Origin of the sequence: Glaciecola sp. HTCC2999, assembly GCF_000155775.1 — a bacterium.
Taxonomy (GTDB): domain Bacteria; phylum Pseudomonadota; class Gammaproteobacteria; order Enterobacterales; family Alteromonadaceae; genus Opacimonas.
In genome coordinates, this window is sequence record NZ_DS989812.1 from 71,507 (window position 1) to 92,238 (window position 20,732).

General features: G+C 45.6%; 1 protein-coding gene (cut by a window edge). It reads left to right on the top strand.

The genetic code is table 11. The features are described 5' to 3' along the window. Positions 1 to 20,732 carry the 5' portion of a hemolysin-type calcium-binding region gene (locus G2999_RS13695; RefSeq protein ID WP_010180036.1) on the top strand. Its footprint extends 9,337 nt past the window's final position, so only the first 20,732 of its 30,069 coding nucleotides appear in the window; it begins with the start codon at positions 1 to 3; the stop codon falls past the right edge of the window.

The following is a 20,732-nucleotide window of genomic DNA, read 5'->3' on the forward strand; positions in this document are numbered from 1 at the left end:
ATGAGTGTAAAACTTTTTGATAAAAGTAGTCCCAATGAGCAATCCATCTTATCTGAAGCTGAGTTCAAGCAACTCCTTGAGGGAGCTTCATCCCTAGTAGCGCAAGGTGACGATATTATTCTTACGACTGCTGATGGACAAGAATTGGTAATCCCGCAAGGTAACCAATTAACAGACGTTAAAACACTTATATCTGAATCACAACTCTCTTTTGACTTCGCAGTTGATAATTTTAGCGCGAATAATGAGGATGGATTAGAGTCTAATTCGGTTGTCATATCGTCAATTAAAGGCGCGGCTTACGTCATTACATCAGATGGACGTCGTGAAGTCAGTGAAGGTGACTCAATTGCCACTGACACAGTAATATTTACAGAAAGCGAAAATTCCGAAATTGAAATTGTTGATTCACAGACCAACAATAAAGCAACAATAATTCTTGATACAGATACAGAAATTTCACTACAGCAAAGTACCGTCGACTCACTCATCGTTGGTCTTAACAAAGGGACGATTGCTAACACAGCATCAGAAAGTTTCTCCATTTCAACACCAGTAGGTGTCATCAACACTCAAAATCAACCGCTTGGTGTCAGTGTCAACGATTTAACTAAAGTGACCACGGTTGTTGCCTTGTCTGAAAATGCTCAAACCATCAATTTAAGTACATCTTCTCAAAGTAATCTTGAGATAGTAGTACCTGATACTGGTGTCGAGATACAACCGGATACCGATCAACCTGGCACGTCAGGGCAATCTACACCTGACACCACAACGACTCAGCAAATCCGAAGCTTGATATCACAAGATGGCTCTGGTGCATCGGCAATCGTTGATAGCTCCAGTGCATCAACTTCAGACAGTGTAGCGAGTGAAACTTCTTCAAATCCAAATAATTCGCTTAATAGTGCTACGCTTTCTGGTGTGGAAGTGAGTTCAATTGCTGAGTCAACAGGCGAGCAATCATTAGAACAAGGTGCGTTTTCAAATGATTCTGGTGCAACTAGTAATAATGTTGCTAACCCTAGCACTTCATCATCTGCATCTTCAAATACTGAGGGTTCAGATTCGGGAAGTTCAGATTCATCAGATAGTGGTGATGTAGTCGGCAATGATAACAACATGGCAATTATGCCCTTTGTATCATTAGTTATTTCTGACTCTGTAGTCGATGAGCAAGATGAATTTATTAATTTAACGATCCAATTATCCACCGCAACGACTATGCCCGTTACTGTGACCCTCGTGGTTGAAGGCAATGATACGGGACGTGTTGAACTACCTAACAATGCAGAGTTCACTATAGCGCCTGGAGCATCAGAAATTGAAGTGCCGGTTGCTTTAAGTTCAGATTTTACCCGTCAAGATTTAGAAAATATTCAGATATCTATTGGATCTGTTTCAAATGGAATGCCTGATGAGCAAAATCCAGATAGTGTCACTTTTGATATCATAGACCAAGATCCAATTAATGCAGCAAATTCGGATTCACCTATCGAAGTTGAGGGTAGTGATCAGGAAGATTCCGTTAGTGGTAGTGCTCAAGGTGACACTATAAATGCAGCTGGAGGTAATGACTTTGTAGATGCTGGTAAAGGTGACGATGTTATTGATGCCGGTACTGGCGATGATACTGTCTCTGGTGGTGATGGCAATGACTCTACCTCAGGTGATGAAGGCGACGATTCGGTCGAGGGCGGAGCGGGTAACGATACGGTTACTGGCGGCATTGGCAGTGACACCACATTAGGTGGTGAAGGCGATGATACTGTCTCTGGTGGCGAGGGCAATGACTCTACCTCAGGTGATGATGGTGATGATTCTGTTGATGGCGGCGCGGGTAACGATACGGTTACGGGCGGCACTGGCGATGACACTACCACAGGTGGTTCAGGCAACGATACTGTCTCTGGTGGTGAGGGCAATGACTCTACCTCAGGTGATGACGGTGATGATTCTGTTGATGGCGGCGCGGGTAACGACACGGTTACTGGCGGCACTGGCGATGACACCACCACAGGTGGTTTAGGCAACGATACTGTCTCTGGTGGTGAGGGCAATGACTCTACCTCAGGTGATGACGGTGATGATTCGGTCGATGGCGGCGCGGGTAACGATACGGTTACGGGCGGCACTGGCGATGACACCACCACAGGTGGTTTAGGCAACGATACTGTCTCTGGTGGCGAGGGTAATGACTCTACCTCAGGTGATGACGGCGATGATTCTGTTGATGGCGGCGCAGGCAACGATACTGTCTCTGGTGGTGAGGGCAATGACTCTACCTCAGGTGATGACGGTGATGATTCGGTCGATGGCGGCGCGGGTAACGATACGGTTACGGGCGGCACTGGCGATGACACCACCACAGGTGGTTTAGGCAACGATACTGTCTCTGGAGGTGAGGGCAATGACTCTACCTCAGGTGATGACGGTGATGATTCGGTCGATGGCGGCGCGGGTAACGATACGGTTACGGGCGGCACTGGCGATGACACCACATTAGGTGGCGAAGGCAACGATACTGTCTCTGGTGGTGAGGGCAATGACTCTACCTCAGGTGATGACGGTGATGATTCTGTTGATGGCGGCGCGGGTAACGACACGGTTACTGGCGGCACTGGCGATGACACCACCACAGGTGGTTTAGGCAACGATACTGTCTCTGGTGGTGAGGGCAATGACTCTACCTCAGGTGATGACGGTGATGATTCTGTTGATGGCGGTGCGGGTAATGACACGGTCACAGGTGGCGCAGGCAACGATACGACCATAGGTGGTGCCGGCAACGATACCGTTTCTGGTGACGCAGGTGATGACTCGACTGGCGGCGGCGACGGAGATGATACCGTAGACGGCGGTGAAGGAAATGACACAGTCACAGGTGGCGCCGGCAACGATACGACCACCGGTGGAGCAGGTAACGATACTATCTCTGGTGACGCAGGTGATGACTCGACTGGCGGCGGAGACGGTGATGACTCCGTAGACGGCGGTGAAGGAAATGACACAGTCACAGGTGGTGCGGGTAACGATACAGTCATAGGCGGCACTGGAGATGACTCTATCGATGGTGGTGAAGGTGCGGATTCAATAGCTGCAGGATCTGGTAATGACACAATTATTTTCGATGCGAATGATCTCTTAGTTGATGGTCAGACAGGAACTGATACGTTAATCATTCAAGAAGATACCCTTGATTTGAATGATGTAAACAATGACATTATTAAGAATATAGAAATCATTCAGCTACAAAATGATTCAGGTGTAGCATTCTCGATGTCTGAAACAGACCTTGTAGCACTTTTAGAGTCAGGTAATGAGCGTTTAATTATTGAAGGTGCTCAATCTGATGTAGTCACGTTATATGGGGTATTTAGCGATTTAGGAATAGAGTCACTCGATAACGCAAATTACAATGTGTTTGGTTTTGATGGATTGGAAATTTTCGTCCGTGAAAATATCGGAAGTTCGGTTGTATTCCCAACTACACCGGGCGCCGATACTATTCCTGGAACAAGAAGTGATGATACTATCGATGGTGGTGAAGGTGATGATTCCGTCGATGGTGGTGAAGGAAATGACACAGTCACTGGTGGCGCAGGCAACGATACGACCACCGGTGGAGCAGGTAACGATACTGTCTCTGGCGACGAAGGTGATGACTCGACTGGCGGCGGCGACGGTGATGACTCCGTAGACGGTGGTGCAGGCAACGACACAGTTTCTGGTGGCTCAGGCAACGATACAACCACCGGTGGAGCAGGTAACGATACTGTCTCTGGTGACGCAGGTGATGACTCGACTGGCGGCGGAGACGGTGATGACTCCGTAGACGGCGGTGAAGGAAATGACACAGTCACTGGTGGTGCGGGCAATGATACGACCACAGGTGGTGCAGGCAACGACACAGTTTCTGGTGACGCAGGTGATGACTCGACTGGCGGCGGCGACGGTGATGATACTGTCGATGGCGGTGAAGGAAATGACACAGTCACTGGTGGTGCGGGCAATGATACGACCACAGGTGGTGCAGGTAACGATACTGTTTCTGGTGACGCAGGTGATGACTCGACTGGCGGCGGAGACGGTGATGACTCCGTAGACGGCGGTGAAGGAAATGACACAGTCACTGGTGGCGCAGGCAACGATACGACCATAGGTGGTGCCGGCAACGATACCGTTTCTGGTGACGCAGGTGATGACTCGACTGGCGGCGGCGACGGAGATGATACCGTAGACGGCGGTGAAGGAAATGACACAGTCACAGGTGGCTCAGGCAACGATACAACCACCGGTGGTGCAGGTAACGATACTGTTTCTGGTGACGCAGGTGATGACTCGACTGGCGGCGGAGACGGTGATGACTCCGTAGACGGCGGTGAAGGAAATGACACAGTCACTGGTGGCGCAGGCAACGATACGACCATAGGTGGTGCCGGCAACGATACCGTTTCTGGTGACGCAGGTGATGACTCGACTGGCGGCGGCGACGGAGATGATACCGTAGACGGCGGTGAAGGAAATGACACAGTCACAGGTGGCTCAGGCAACGATACAACCACCGGTGGAGCAGGTAACGATACTGTCTCTGGTGACGCAGGTGATGACTCGACTGGCGGCGGAGACGGTGATGACTCCGTAGACGGCGGTGAAGGAAATGACACAGTCACTGGTGGTGCGGGCAATGATACGACCACAGGTGGTGCAGGCAACGACACAGTTTCTGGTGACGCAGGTGATGACTCGACTGGCGGCGGCGACGGTGATGATACTGTCGATGGCGGTGAAGGAAATGACACAGTCACTGGTGGTGCGGGCAATGATACGACCACAGGTGGTGCAGGTAACGATACTGTTTCTGGTGACGCAGGTGATGACTCGACTGGCGGCGGAGACGGTGATGACTCCGTAGACGGCGGTGAAGGAAATGACACAGTCACTGGTGGCGCAGGCAACGATACGACCATAGGTGGTGCAGGCAACGACACAGTTTCTGGTGACGCAGGTGATGATTCAACTGGCGGCGGCGAAGGCGATGACTCCGTAGACGGCGGTGAAGGAAATGACACAGTCACAGGTGGCGCAGGCAACGATACAACCACCGGTGGAGCAGGTAACGATACTGTCTCTGGTGACGCAGGTGATGATTCAACTGGCGGCGGCGACGGCGACGATTCTGTTGATGGCGGCGCGGGTAACGACACGGTTACTGGCGGCACTGGCAGTGATACCACATTAGGTGGTGAAGGCGATGATACCGTTTCTGGTGGAGCAGGTAACGATACTGTCTTTGGCGACGCAGGTGATGACTCCGTAGACGGCGGCGACGGTGATGATTCCGTCGATGGTGGTGAAGGAAATGACACAGTCACTGGTGGCGCAGGCAGTGATACCACATTAGGTGGAGCAGGTAACGATACTGTCTCTGGCGACGCAGGTGATGACTCGACTGGCGGCGGCGACGGTGATGACTCCGTAGACGGTGGTGAAGGAAATGACACAGTCACAGGTGGTGCGGGCAATGATACGACCACAGGTGGTGCAGGCAACGACACAGTTTCTGGTGACGCAGGTGATGATTCAACTGGCGGCGGCGAAGGCGATGACTCCGTAGACGGCGGTGAAGGAAATGACACAGTCACAGGTGGCGCAGGCAACGATACAACCACCGGTGGAGCAGGTAACGATACTGTCTCTGGTGACGCAGGTGATGACTCGACTGGCGGCGGAGACGGTGATGACTCCGTAGACGGCGGTGAAGGAAATGACACAGTCACAGGTGGCGCAGGCAACGATACAACCATAGGTGGTGCTGGCAATGATTCCGTTTCTGGTGACGCAGGTGATGATTCAACTGGCGGCGGAGACGGTGATGATACTGTAGACGGCGGTGAAGGAAATGACACAGTCACTGGTGGCGCAGGCAACGATACGACCACAGGTGGTGCAGGTAACGATACTGTTTCTGGCGAAGCAGGTGATGATTCTGTTTCAGGCGGAACAGGTGATGATTCTGTTGATGGCGGTGAAGGCGATGACTCTGTTGATGGTGGTGCTGGAAATGACACTGTCAATGGCGGGGCTGGAAACGACTCTATCGATGGTGGTGAAGGTGCAGATTCAATTGCAGCTGGCTCAGGAAATGACACCATTATTTATGATGCAAACGATGTATTGATAGATGGTCAGGCAGGAACTGACACATTATTGATTCAAGATAGTGAAGTTGACTTAACGCTTGTCGATGATGCGATTCTTAAAAACATAGAAGTTATTCAATTAGACAATAATAGTGGTGTGAGTCTTACAATTAACGGTACTGATTTAGCTGCTTTATTAGATACAGAAACAAACCGTTTATACGTTCGCGGTTCAGATACTGATACAGTTGAGATCCTCGATATATTTACTGCAGACGGTACTCAAACATTAGATGGTGTTGAGTACAATGTATTTTCAAATGCGACTCAAGCTATTTGGATTGAATCTACCATTGATTCTAGTGCAGTGATCCCATCTGGTCCAGGGAACGATGAGTATCCTGGTTCTGAAGGTGATGATACCTATAATGGCGAAGGTGGAGACGATACTATTGCTGGAGAAGAAGGAAATGATTCTCTTGACGGTGATACTGGGAATGACTCTGTAGACGGCGGTGAAGGAAATGACACAGTCACTGGTGGTGCGGGCAATGATACGACCACAGGTGGTGCAGGCAATGATTCTGTTTCTGGTGACGCAGGTGATGATTCGACTGGCGGTGGCGACGGTGATGATACCGTAGACGGCGGTGAAGGAAATGACACAGTCACTGGTGGCGCAGGCAACGATACGACTATAGGTGGTGCCGGCAACGATACCGTTTCTGGTGACGCAGGTGATGACTCGACTGGCGGCGGCGACGGAGATGATACCGTAGACGGCGGTGAAGGAAATGACACAGTCACAGGTGGTGCAGGCAACGATACAGTTTCTGGTGACTCAGGTGATGATTCAACTGGCGGCGGCGACGGTGATGACTCCGTAGACGGCGGTGAAGGAAATGACACCGTCACTGGTGGTGCGGGCAATGATACGACCACAGGTGGAGCAGGCAACGATACTGTTTCTGGTGACGCAGGTGATGATTCAACTGGCGGTGGCGACGGTGATGACTCCGTAGACGGTGGTGAAGGAAATGACACAGTCACCGGTGGTGCGGGCAATGATACGACCACAGGTGGTGCAGGTAACGATACTGTTTCTGGTGACGCGGGTGATGATTCAACTGGCGGTGGTGACGGTGATGACTCCGTAGACGGCGGTGAAGGAAATGACACAGTCACCGGTGGTGCGGGCAATGATACGACCACAGGTGGTGCCGGCAACGATACAGTTTCTGGTGACGCAGGTGATGATTCTGTTGATGGCGGTGAAGGCGATGACTCTGTTGATGGTGGCGCTGGAAATGACACTGTTAATGGCGGAGCTGGAAACGACACCGTATTAGGTGGCGAAGGTAACGATTCTATTGATGGTGGCCTAGGCAGCGACTCAATCACTGCAGGAGACGGTGATGACACCATTATCTACGACAGAAATGACGTATTAATTGATGGTGGAGCGGGAACCGATACCTTGGTGGTGAATGATGCTGAAGTAGATTTCACAACAATTTCTTCTCCGGTGTTACACAATATAGAAATTATTGATTTATCCGGTCCAAATGCCTCACAAATAACACTAAACGAAGCCAGTGTATTTGCTATTACTGATAGTGATCCTGCAGTGTTAACTGTCAATGGAAATGATTTAGATATTGTCAATATCATTGGTGCTTGGACTCAAGGTGCCACTGTTGACGGTTACAATGTATATACTGGTACAACTGTGAACAGTGATAATAATACTGTCAATGTCACATTGAATATATTTAGAGACATTACTGTTGCACAAACACAAACCGGTGGGACTGATAACGATACGTTAACTGGTACATCAGGCTCTGATATCTTACAAGGCTTTGGTGGTGATGACTCTTTAATGGGTGAAGCGGGTAATGATACGCTGCAAGGTGGTGCTGGAGATGATGAACTCATCGGAGGTACTGGCATTGATACTGCAGATTATACCGATGAAACTGCCAATATCAGCGTTGACTTAGACGCAGGTACATCAGGCGCGACTGATCCAAATGAGACCGCCGATACAGGTAGCGATACGTTAACTAGTATTGAGAATGTGGTCGCCGGTGATGGCGATGACACTTTACGCGGTGATAGTAATACCAACCAACTCGAGGGTGGCGCAGGAGACGATACCATCGATGGTAGACAAGGTGCAGATACACTTATTGGTGGAGTCGGAGATGACTCGATTATTGGCGGTGAAGGTAATGACCGTCTCCGTGGTAATGAAGGTGCTGATACGTTATCTGGTGGTGCTGGTACCGATACTGCGGATTACTCGGATGAAGATTCCAATGTTACCGTAAACTTAAAAGACGGCAGTGCGACGGATGGTAGTGGTGATACCGATATTCTTGAAGATATTGAGAATATTGCAGGTGGTTCTGGTAATGATACGTTAACCGGCGATGATACCAATAACGTTATCACTGGTAATGAAGGCGATGATACGTTAATCGGTGGTTTAGGTAACGATACCCTTGAGGGCAGTGCTGGTAATGATACGGTCAGTTTCGCAGGTTCACTGAAAAACTGGGTAGTGAATCTATTTAGTTCAGATGTCACCAATAATGGTCAATCGACTGCAAGTAACTCTGCTCAAGCTGACACAGAAGTTGACCAGTTATCGAGTATTGAAAATGTCACCGGTGGCGCAGGTAACGATACTATTTATGGTTCAGATGAGGCCAATGTTGTCGTTGGTGGTGCAGGTAATGATGTCATTACTGCTAATGGCGGTGCTGATACTATTGATGGTGGCGCTGGTAGCGATACCTTCATCGGTGGCTTAGGCGCAGATGAAATCGATGGTGGAGCGGGAATTGATCAAATTGATTATAGTGCGACGACTAACGCTTTAACTGTTGACTTAGCAAATAACACCGCCTCTGGTGATGATATTGACTCTGATACTTTAACCAATATTGAAAATGTTTCAGGTGGTCAAGCGGAAGATTCAATCACTGGTGATGATAATGCCAATGAACTTCGCGGTAATGCCGGTTCCGATACATTAACTGGTGGTGCTGGAAATGATACCTTAATCGGTGGTCAAGGTACCGATGTACTGCGCGGCGGTGAAGGCCTTGATACTGCATCATTTGCAGATGTAACAGGTCCTATTACGATTGATTTATCGTTAGGTACAGTAGTGACAAGTGCAGGTTCTAATGCCGGTGCGGATACTCTAGAAAGTATCGAAAATGTCATCGGTACAGGTTCAACAGATACGATTATAGGCTCTGATGATGCTAACCGTATTGATGGTGCTGGCGGTGCTGATACTGTTGATGCTGGCGCTGGTAACGATACCGTCGTGTTTGATGAAGATGACGGTATGGTTGATGGTGGTGCAGGTATTGATGCATTGGAAGTGGGTTCCAGCGTCTCATTACTAGATTTAACCGTCACACGAGATGAGATTTACACTAATTTTGAACAAATTGATTTAAGTGCTGAAGGTGCTCAAATCCTGAAACTTTCTGATTCGGATATCCGTAATTTAAACAATGATGAAATAGGTGCCACAAGCGGCACGATCGTTGTTAAGGGTACTGACGCAGACTCGATCCGTCTGGTCGGCGCTAATTGGCCGACAACACCGACCTCAACAGAAACTATTGATGGTATTGATTACGATGTCTATGCCTACGATGTTGTGGGTGGAACAACGACGCTTAAAGTCCAAGACGGTATTGCGGTTGGTTTCATTTTCGTCTCTGGCGAAGATGCAGACTTAACCACTGCTACAGATGGTTCGGATGAATACACAGGTAACGGCGGGGACGATACGTTACTTGCTGGTGGTGGTGATGATTCAGCTGATGCTGGTGCAGGAGATGACAGCATCGTTGCTGGTGAAGGTAACGATACGGTCTCTGGTGGTACAGGTAATGACATCATTTATGGTGGTGATAATCCTGATGCTGAAGGCTCAGGCGATGACAGCATTAATGCTGGTGCAGGTAATGATACTGTCATCAGTGGTGATGGAAATGATACTGTCATAGCTGAAGATGGCGATGATTCACTTAATACTGGTTCTGGTGATGATAGCGTTGATTCAGGTGCTGGTGCTGATACCATTGAAGCTGGGACCGGAGATGACATTATCCGCGGTGGCGCAGGCGATGATGAGATCAATGCTGGTGATGGCGATGATATCGTCGATGCAGGTTTTGGCGATGACACTGTTATTGGTGGTGCCGGAAATGACACGCTCGATGGTAATTCAGGTCGTGACTTATTAGATTATTCAACTGAAACCGGTGATGCAGATATCAACCTCAACACAGGTGTCGTAGATGCCCCTGATAGTGGCACCGATACAGTAACCAACTTTGAAGATGTCACCGCGGGTAGTGGTGATGATACGATCACTGGCGGTATTAATTCCAACGTCATTGATGGTGGGGCCGGTGCAGATAGTATCTCTACGTTATCTGGTGATGATACTGTCATTTTTGATGCGCAAGATACTGTTGATATGGGCATTGGTATCGATACCCTAGCGATTCAAACCACGACGCTAGTTGATTTTGCTAATATTGACGATGATCAGTTCACTGGTGTTGAAGAAATTGACTTAACCGGTAATGGCGGTCAATCAGTCGCGATGACTGATGATGATGTACTTAACTTCTCAGATACCTCTAATCAAATTGTTGTGCATGGTGATAACACCGATGCGTTGACTTTGACAGGGCGCTGGGTGGCTGATGGCACTCAACCGGTGAGTTATCAAGATGCTCCTAATCAACCTTATGCGCGTTTCATTGCTGAGATTGAACCAGGTGTCGTTGTTTCTATTTTAGTTGACCCGGTTATCGCACTAAGTCTAGAGGTGGTAGGCAGTGATGGCGATGATAATGATCTAAATGGTAGTGCTGGTGATGATACAGTTCGCGGTGATGATGGCAATGACGTTATTGATGGCGGCGACGGTGCGGATACTATTCGTGGTGAAGCAGGCGATGATACGATCATTTATGATGCGAGTGATGTCTTAATAGACGGTGGTACAGGTACCGATACTTTATTATTTGTTGGTCAAAATGAATTACTTGATTTTACTCAAGCAGACCGTTCTAACACTGATGGCAATCGTCCAGAAGTCGCTAATATTGAAATTATTGACTTACATGGTACGGGTGCTGCAAATAATACCCTAATCATTAATTCTGCGACTGTGATAGCGAATACTGCAACTAGCACTGTTGCGAATACGATGACGATTGAAGGCGTCTCAGGTGATCGAGTCTATATCTCTGACCCTGGCGCGAATTGGAATATAAATTCAGGTGCTAACCAAGCTGGTTATGACGTTTGGGAAAATACCGATGGTAATGGTGATGTAGTGGCGACATTAATCATTGCAGACACGGTATCAGTACAAAACGCTATTGTTGGTACTGACAATGACGATGTGATGATCCTCACTGGTGGAACACATGATACAACTATCAATCCAGAACTCATTGAAGGTCGAGCTGGAAATGACAGCATAAATGGTCAAGGTGGTTCTGATCTTATCAAAGGTGGTGCAGGCAACGATACCATCGTATTTGATGCTGCTGATGTCTTAATTGATGGTGGCGCGGATACGGATATTCTGAATATTTTATCTGACGTAGATTTAAATAATGTCGATGATAATAAAATCATTAACATTGAAACGGTCAACTTAGCTGCAAACACGACCTTAACCGCTGCTGGTAGTGACTTACTCGCACTCAATAGTTCTGATAGTTTGCTGGTGACGGGTGATGCAACTTCCACATTAGCGCTCCAGGGGAACTGGGTTGAAGCTGCTGATGATGGTACTAATACCACATTTACCTTAACTGAAGGCACCGTATCGTCATCTGTTGTGGTTAGCAATGATGTTGCTGTGACGATCACTTACACAGGCACTAACTTACGTGATGATTTGACCTCATTTGCCGGTGACCAAACCCTAGTAGGCCTAAATGGTAATGATGAAATCGACGGTGGAGCAGGTGTCGATACACTCCTTGGTGGTTCAGGTGATGATGATCTTATTTATGACGAGAATGACGGCAATATTGATGGTGGTGAAGGAAATGACACCTTAGTTATCAGCGGTAATGGTGTGACACTTGATTTACCTGAAATTGATAATAGCCTGATTAATAATGTCGAGAGTATTGACCTAACGGGTACGGGTAATAATACCGCAGTGGTAAATGCTGATGATGTACAGGCAATTTCTACCTCTACAAACACATTGATTGTTACCGGTAATTTAGGTGACTCAGTGCGCTTGTCTGGCACTGGCTGGGAAGCTCGAGGCTCAGAATTAGTGGCGGGTGTGACATACAACAAATACATTGGTTTTGCCACAGATGGTACCCAAGTAGTAGTCCTTGCCGGTTTATTAGTGACCAAGGGTGAACAAATTGTTGGTGACGATGCAACTAGTGACACACTCACAGGTAGTGATGGCGCTGATTTCCTAGATGGTAAAGCTGGTGATGATCTGATCGATGGCGCTGCAGGTGCTGATGAAAACTTCGGTGGCGATGGCGACGATACTGTGGTCTATGATGCGGCTGACCGTATTATTCATGGCGGTAATGAAGATGAAGTTGGCGGTCAAGACAACGATACTTTACGTGTCGTGACTGATGGCGAGATCATTGACCTACAAGAGCCTGGTCGACCTAACTTAGGAGCGATCCGTCCTCAAATTGAGTCGTTTGAAACTATTGAGCTTGATGGCAGTGGTGATAATTACATTATTGTCGATGTGGCATCTCTTGCCGCTTTATCAGGTGCGAGTTTAACTATTACAGCAGGCGATGATGACATTATCTTTACTGAAGGTGATTTATCAGCAAGCTTAACCGTAACTGGCGGTACAACCAAAACTGTGATCACTGATGATGCTGATACAACTTCGGCTGACGACACTATTACGGGGACAACGGGACAAGATGCTATTAAATCTGGTGCTGGCGCTGACATCATAGATGGTGGCGAAGGTGCTGACATTATTTATGGTGAAGCAGGTGACGATACCGTAACTTACGACGCGGATGATTTGCGAGTATTTGGTGGTTCAGGAATCGATACTCTCATTATTAAAGATGAAGATACTATTGATGGCGGTGCAGATAATACTAATGATTTATTAAACACTGATGCTGGTGATGTCGATTTAAGTGCAATCGTTCCAGATACGGTTGAAGGCTTTGAAATTATTGATTTAAGTGGGAATGGTAATCAGTCAGTATATGTTGACCGAGATACCGTTCTAGCATTATCTGATTCTGGTAAACTTACGGTCCGTGGTGAAAGTGATGATGTCCTGAAACTTTACGGTGGCTGGACAACCTTAGGTATCGAGTCTGATGAATTAGGCCGTATTTATACTGTGTACCAAAATGAATCTGCGGTGGTTTCAGTTCTTGAATCGGTGACAGTCCAAATCACCAATGAATTGGGTGGTCGAGTTATTCTCGGTACAGTCGGCGCGGATGATATTACGGTCCGTAACTTTGGTGATGGTGTGTCAGGTGGTGATGGTGGTGATATTATCCGTCTACAATCACTTAATTTCACGTCCGCTGATGGTGGTCGTGGTTATGATGAAGTTTACTTTGAGCTAGATTCGAATAGCACCATCAATACAGCATTGATGTCTGAAACTGCATTAACTAACATTGAAGAAATCAACTTATCCCAAGATGATCCATCTTCTGAAAATAATACATTCATCAACACGTTAGTCTTGACCCCTGAAACAGTGGTTAATATGACGGATGATGACAATATTCTTGTGGTGTCAGGCACATCAAGAGATACGATTAATCTATATGGTGAGTGGTCAGATTACACATCAGCGCCGACGGTGAATTATAACGGTGTTCTATACCGTGAGTTAACCGCTGAAAATGGTGCGACAATTTATTATCAACCTGAAATCAGTATTACTGAAATCGATCCTACATTGCAAATGAGTGCTTTCTCGGTAGCCTTTGACGCTGGTGCTTACTTAGTGAGTGAAGGTATTGAGCAATATGCTGGTTGGAAAGTAGATAATGCGGGTGATATTAACCAAGATGGCATTGACGATATCATTGTGAATAAAGTCGATGGCGCATTTATCGTCTTTGGTACCGAGTCAATGGAAGGTCAATTTGACCTGAGTAACCTTAACAGTAATGGTGTCGAAATTACCGGTAATGGTGTGACGATAAATGATCTCACTGGAACGGGCTACCAACCTGCTAACTATAATCAATATGGCTTTGGTGTTAATGCGATTGGCGATTTCAATGGTGACGGTATTGCAGATATTGCTACTACGATTGCGACTACGGGCTCTGATAACAATGTTACAGCTGTCATTTATGGACGTTCGGATTGGTCTGATTTAGATCTAAGTGATTTATCGGACTTCTCATCTACCGCTATTGCTGATTTCATTGCCAATGGTGACGGTGTGATTATTCAAACGGATCACTTATTTAATGATGATGAAAACTACACGTCGTTAACCGGTATCGGTGATATCAACAACGATGGTTACGCTGATTTTGCGATTGGTAATGCGTTTGCTAATGATGCGAAAGGTGAAGTAACCGTTGTCTTCGGTGGTGCTTATGATAGTAATATCGATGCAACATCTACCTCAACAGATACAACACGCACGTTTAATCTACTATCCGACTCTGCTAATAATACCAACATAGGTATGTCTATTGATGGCATTGGTGATGTAAACGCGGATGGATTCGATGACTTTATCGTTGGTGGACCGAATCTACTTAACCGTATTAACTTAGATACAGGCTCACGTGTTGACTACAGTGGTAATGCACATATCATCTTTGGTAAAGAAAATGGTTGGGCAAATACTACTGTGGTTCAACAAGATGGACTTGCACCATCTATTTCTGGATTCAATCCTGCTAATAATGCTAGCGCTTCAACCCTTGATAATATCCAATTAGCCTTTAGCGAAGATATTCAATTTGGTGATGCAGGACTGGTACAAATTTATCGTGCTGGGACTGATTTATTGGTGGAAACATTTGATGTGGCCACCGGTACTGGTTCAAATGGCGGTCAGATTTGGTTCGATGGTAACGATGTTTATGTGAATCCAGGTCAAGCACTAAGTTCAAATTCACAGTTCTATGTGACGGTTGAAGCGGGTGCAATCACTGATTTATCGAATAACGAATTTGCAGGTATCACTGATAGTCAAGATTATCGTTTCACTACGAATAGCAGTTCAAGTGACACTTCTGCACCGACAATAGAGTATGCAGTATTACAAGAATACGACGCGACTCGCGATGTCGATAATAATGGTAATCCGGTTGATGATCTTTTTTATAGTAACGGCAATTTACGAAGTAGTGATTACTATATAGATTATCGTGACCTAACCTTGATTGACGGTACTTTTGACGATACTAAACCAAGTAGTAACGTATCTGTCGCACCAGAAGCAAGTACAAATGGCGAAAGTCTCTTTAAGTTCTTCTTACGCTTGAGTGAAGCGGTGAAAGGTAACGGACAAATTGTGATTAAGTCTGGCGATGATATCGTTGAAACATATGATCTCAACACCGGCGAAGGCTCACTTGGTGGTGGAATTTCGTTTACAGCTCTAAGAGGCTATGTTTATAACGGTAATGTGAGCTCTTACGAGATAGACCAAGCTGATGTAACGAATGATGGCAAAGATATTGTTATTGATCCTGGATTTACATTTACCACGAGTACCCAATATACGATTGAACTTATTAACGTTAAAGATAGTGCTGGTAATGAGGTTTCTGCAAGTGATCGAGTGATGACATTTACCACAAACGGTGTCGATAGTACCGCTCCGGTTATTGTTGCTTGGAATTTGGATGAGGGTAATACTGCATTTACAGATGCCGATAATGTTGGCGTAAATAACCGTTCAAATGTGCATGTTGATGAAACTATTATATTTAAAGCATCTGAGAGCCTAGTACCAAGCGCCTCAGGCGAAATCACATTGAGAGTAACCAGCGATTATTCTGCTACGGGTAATGTAGAAACCTTTGCTTGGACTGAACAACCGTCTGCTAATGCAGATGGCACATACACGTTAACCGGTGATTTAGGAGGTACATTAACTATTAAAGGTCAAACGGTCTTCATGGACGTTGGCCAAAACCTTGATTACGGAACGCAATACGGCATATTTGCAACAGGTCTGAATGATCCAAATGGCAATGCCTTTGTGATCAATAGTGCGTCGGCAATGCGTTTCAATACGATTACTGAGTCGACAACAGTACAGATGCTAGCTGGTGATGCTTACTCGAATCGCACTACGGCAGCGATAGATGAGCCAATCGTCTTTAACTTTGTCGAAGATGTGATTGCGGGCGTCACACCAGCGGATATTACCAATGGAGATGCAGAGCAATATATCAGTATTTTTAATACCGATGACGTCTTGATTGAACGTTTTGCAGTGTCATCAGGTGAAGGCTCTAACGGTGGTGAAATAACGTTTGATGGTAACCAAGTATCGATTACTGTTGATGGTGGTTTAGATTTTGCAACAGGTTACTACATCACTGTTGATGCTCAAGCAATTCAGGCGGCACATGAAAACGTCTCTGAAGACGTTGGTAATGTGGATGGTGATACGGTATCTACGCGTTATTTCAGCATCATGGATATGGATAATTCGGATTCAGCACTGCATTTCTCAACTGAAGCAGGTTCGCAAATTGATCCAGGATTGGTTACACAATACTCGTTTGATGCCGATGGTGAGGGTGTGAGTAATACTCAATACATTGCGGGTAGAGATAATTACTATAGTTACTATTACAGTGATGGTTATCATTCTGCACCTTTCCCTGGTCAACCTAATACAAATAACATTAATCGTTATTTAGTCTCTGGAGAAGGCGCGGGTAATATCGTTTCAGCCGTCGGAGATGTAGACGGCGATGGTATCAACGATTTTATCTTTGGAAGTGGCAATAAAGTATATGATAACTCCGTACCAGGTGGTTTCGCTTATGGTAAGTATTATCTTGTATTTGGTGACACCGAAGGCTGGGATAGTGTTGTTAATATCGAAACACTCGCAGAAGCCAACCAAGTGGTTGAAATTTTTGGTACCGCAGATAATTGGTTGAAAGGGATCACTGAATTTGGTGATTTGAATAACGACGGCTTCGCAGACATTCTGGTTACCGCCGGTGGTTTATATCCAGATACTGATGGTGATGGTAATGATAGACTAGCGAGTGACGATGGTGATACCGATTCAGGTGCAGCATTTGTCATTTACGGTCAAGCGCGTCAGTTATGGTTAAATTCTTACGACGTGACTCAATTAGGTGAGCAAGGACTTCAGATTACTGGTGGTTTACCACAAGAACAATTAGCGTTCTCTGCAGCATCAGGTGACTTTAACCTTGACGGTCAAATCGACATGCTCTTTGGTATGCCAAGAAATGACCGTGATGGTTTTGCATCAGGTGAAGGCTTTGTGATTAATGGTGGTGATTTTACTGACTCATTAATGAGCACAGGTACGACCGATGACGATTTATTATTAGGCGATTACAACGCTGATCGTATCTCAGGATCAAGTGGTGATGATACTATTTATGGCTTAGGCGGCGCGGATATTATTCGTGGTGGTGAAGGTGATGATGTAATCGGCCTCACTGGTCTTGATTTCATATTACTTGATGGTGGTACGAATAATGCTGGTGGTGATACCCTAGAGTTCATTGGGAATGGCTTTAATTTAGACTTCACTGGGTATGCCGGTGCGAGCATACGTAGTTTTGAGCGTCTTGATATTTCAGGTGATGGTAATAACACGATTACCTTGAATTATGATGAAGTCTTATATCTCTTAGAACGTCCACTTTCTACTTCTTATGGCGAAAATACGACATTAACGGTCGATGGTAATCGAGGTGACATAGTTAACCTTGAAGGTCCGTGGGCTCTTATTTCATCTGATGATACTTACGATAATTATGCATTAGATGGAATGGTTGTGCGAGTCGATGCTGATGTCACAGTAAATAATGAGGGCTGGACCATTCCTTATAACGGTGCCACGTTAGACTTCTTTGCTGATGAACTACCAGATGGTTTACGCGTTGATCTGATTAATTTCGCTTCCACTACAGAAGCGCGACTTGATACTAGCTTTGTCATCTCGTTAGGTGACATTAATGCTGATGGGTTTACGGATTTTGCGGTCGTCGATGAAGGTAATATTCGTGGGGCATTATTACCTTATCATTATTCAGCAGGCACCGGGACGTCAAGTAGTACGTCATTTGGCGATACATACTATGACAGCGTACCATATGTTGCAGGCTTAAATATTTATAGTGATGTTAGTTATAACGAAAGCGCACGTGTATTGAATAGAGATACAGGAAATTCGGGTGAGTTCCATATTATTTATGGACAAGCTGGTGGATTAGGCGCGTTAAACTTAGATTTGAGTGATGATGCATTTATCTCTCAAACGCTCATATCAGGTGATGAGTTAGGTGATAATTTTGCTACAAACTCTGGATATTTAGGTGATATTGATGGGGATGGTAAGGCTGACTTTGTCATTGGCGCGAACTCTCGAACAGAATTTACCTTCACTGAAGGAAATGACGTAGATAATTCTACTACCCAATGGACACAAAATTACACTGATCAATATATCAATTCTAATATACGTAATTATGATTTAGGTGACATTGTTGCTACATCAGCGCCTACCTATCTACTAACGTCTTCAAGCGATAGATGGGACTTCACTGAAACAACCGATCGTCAATTCATATTCCTTGGTGGTAATAACTCCCTTGCTGCTGGTGAAAATGGAGCAATCAATGAGTATCAGTTAAGTAACACAGCGAATAACTCCAGTGATCTGCCGACGTCTGTTGAGACTAACGCGAGCTGGTCATCAGATGTGCCTGATATCAGTGATGATGCTGCAGTCACTACTTATAACAATGATTTACAGTCAACTACAGCCGATTTAGTGATTAATAATGCTGTTTCATGGGAGCCAATCTCCGTAGGAGATGTAAATGGTGATGGTTATGGCGATTTTATTGATTCATTAAGCAGCGGTATTCTGTATTTCGGTCAAGCTTTATCAGCAGGTGTTGATATTGACGTTGATTGGGAAAAAATTGATTTAGGCAGCAACTTTGATGCAATAACTGCCTCTGGTGATATTGATGGTGATGGTTTAGATGATTTTGTTATTTCTGAAGGCGTGAATGCATTTGTGGTCTTCGGTAAAGAAGGTCAATGGGCTAGCTTAAATATCAATAATGGCACGGTTCCAGAAACGAATAATAGCGCTGCTGTCACCAAAATAACGGCTGATGCAGAAGCCACGGGTAATTTCCAAAATATTTATTCTTCACTAGGTGATATCAATGGAGATGGATTTGCCGATATTCTTATTGCAGGTAACCCAACGGATAATTATGGTCTTAAAGCTAATGGTGCAGTTTATGTGCTATTTGGTTCAGCGTCTGATGAACTTAATTCAGATCAATGGGATAGTGATGTCAGCTTGACGGACCTTGCTGCAAATAACCAAGGTTTCCGTATCACGGGTGCCTTGGATTTCGATAAGTTAGGCAATGATAGCTGGACAGGTATTAGCGATATTAATGGGGATGGTTTTGATGACTTTATTGTTCAAGCTTCAGGCGATGCTGAAGGCGATGATAACGGAACTGCAGGAACGGGGTCTTCTTATCTCATATTAGGTCAATCAAATGCTAATTGGGAAAACTTTAGTACGCTTACCGTCCAAGACTACGGCATTCAAATCTTAGGGACTGGGACAGGCGAGTGGACGGCACTAGGTGATATAGATGGTGATGGTTTTGCTGATGTAAGCTTTAGTAATAATACTTCATCCAATATCTTCTATGGTTCGCAAGTACTTAGTGGTACTCGAGATGCATCTTTGGGTAATTTAGGTAATGGTAATGATGTTGTTCAAGTGATTTCAGTATCTGCCGGTGGCACATTAACAGGCGCTCGCGGTGATAATCCGGTCGCATTATTTGGTCAAGATCGTCTTATTGGAAATGTTGGTAACGATACGTTAATCAGTGATGGTGGTGCTGATGTATTAATCGGCGGCGCTGGAGATGATGCCCTTACTATCGTGGATGATAATTTCTTCCGCCTTGATGGTGGTTCAGGTATTGATACATTAACGCTTAAAGGTGACATGTCATTAGACATGAATTCAGCTTCATCAAATAGTGTAGAGAGTATTGAAATCATTAGTCTTGGTACTGATACTCAAGCGCTAACACTGAGTGATTTAGATGTCTTGAATATGACCAATGGTACCAATACAGCGGTTGATAATATTGATTATCAGTTAGGTAACGTATTGGTGGTTGATGGTACAGACGGTACCGATACCTTAACTCTTAATGGTGCTCAGTGGTTAGATACAGGTGATACCACCACTGTGAACGGTGGATCGACGACGTTTACTATTTATCAAGCAAGTGGAAAAAATAT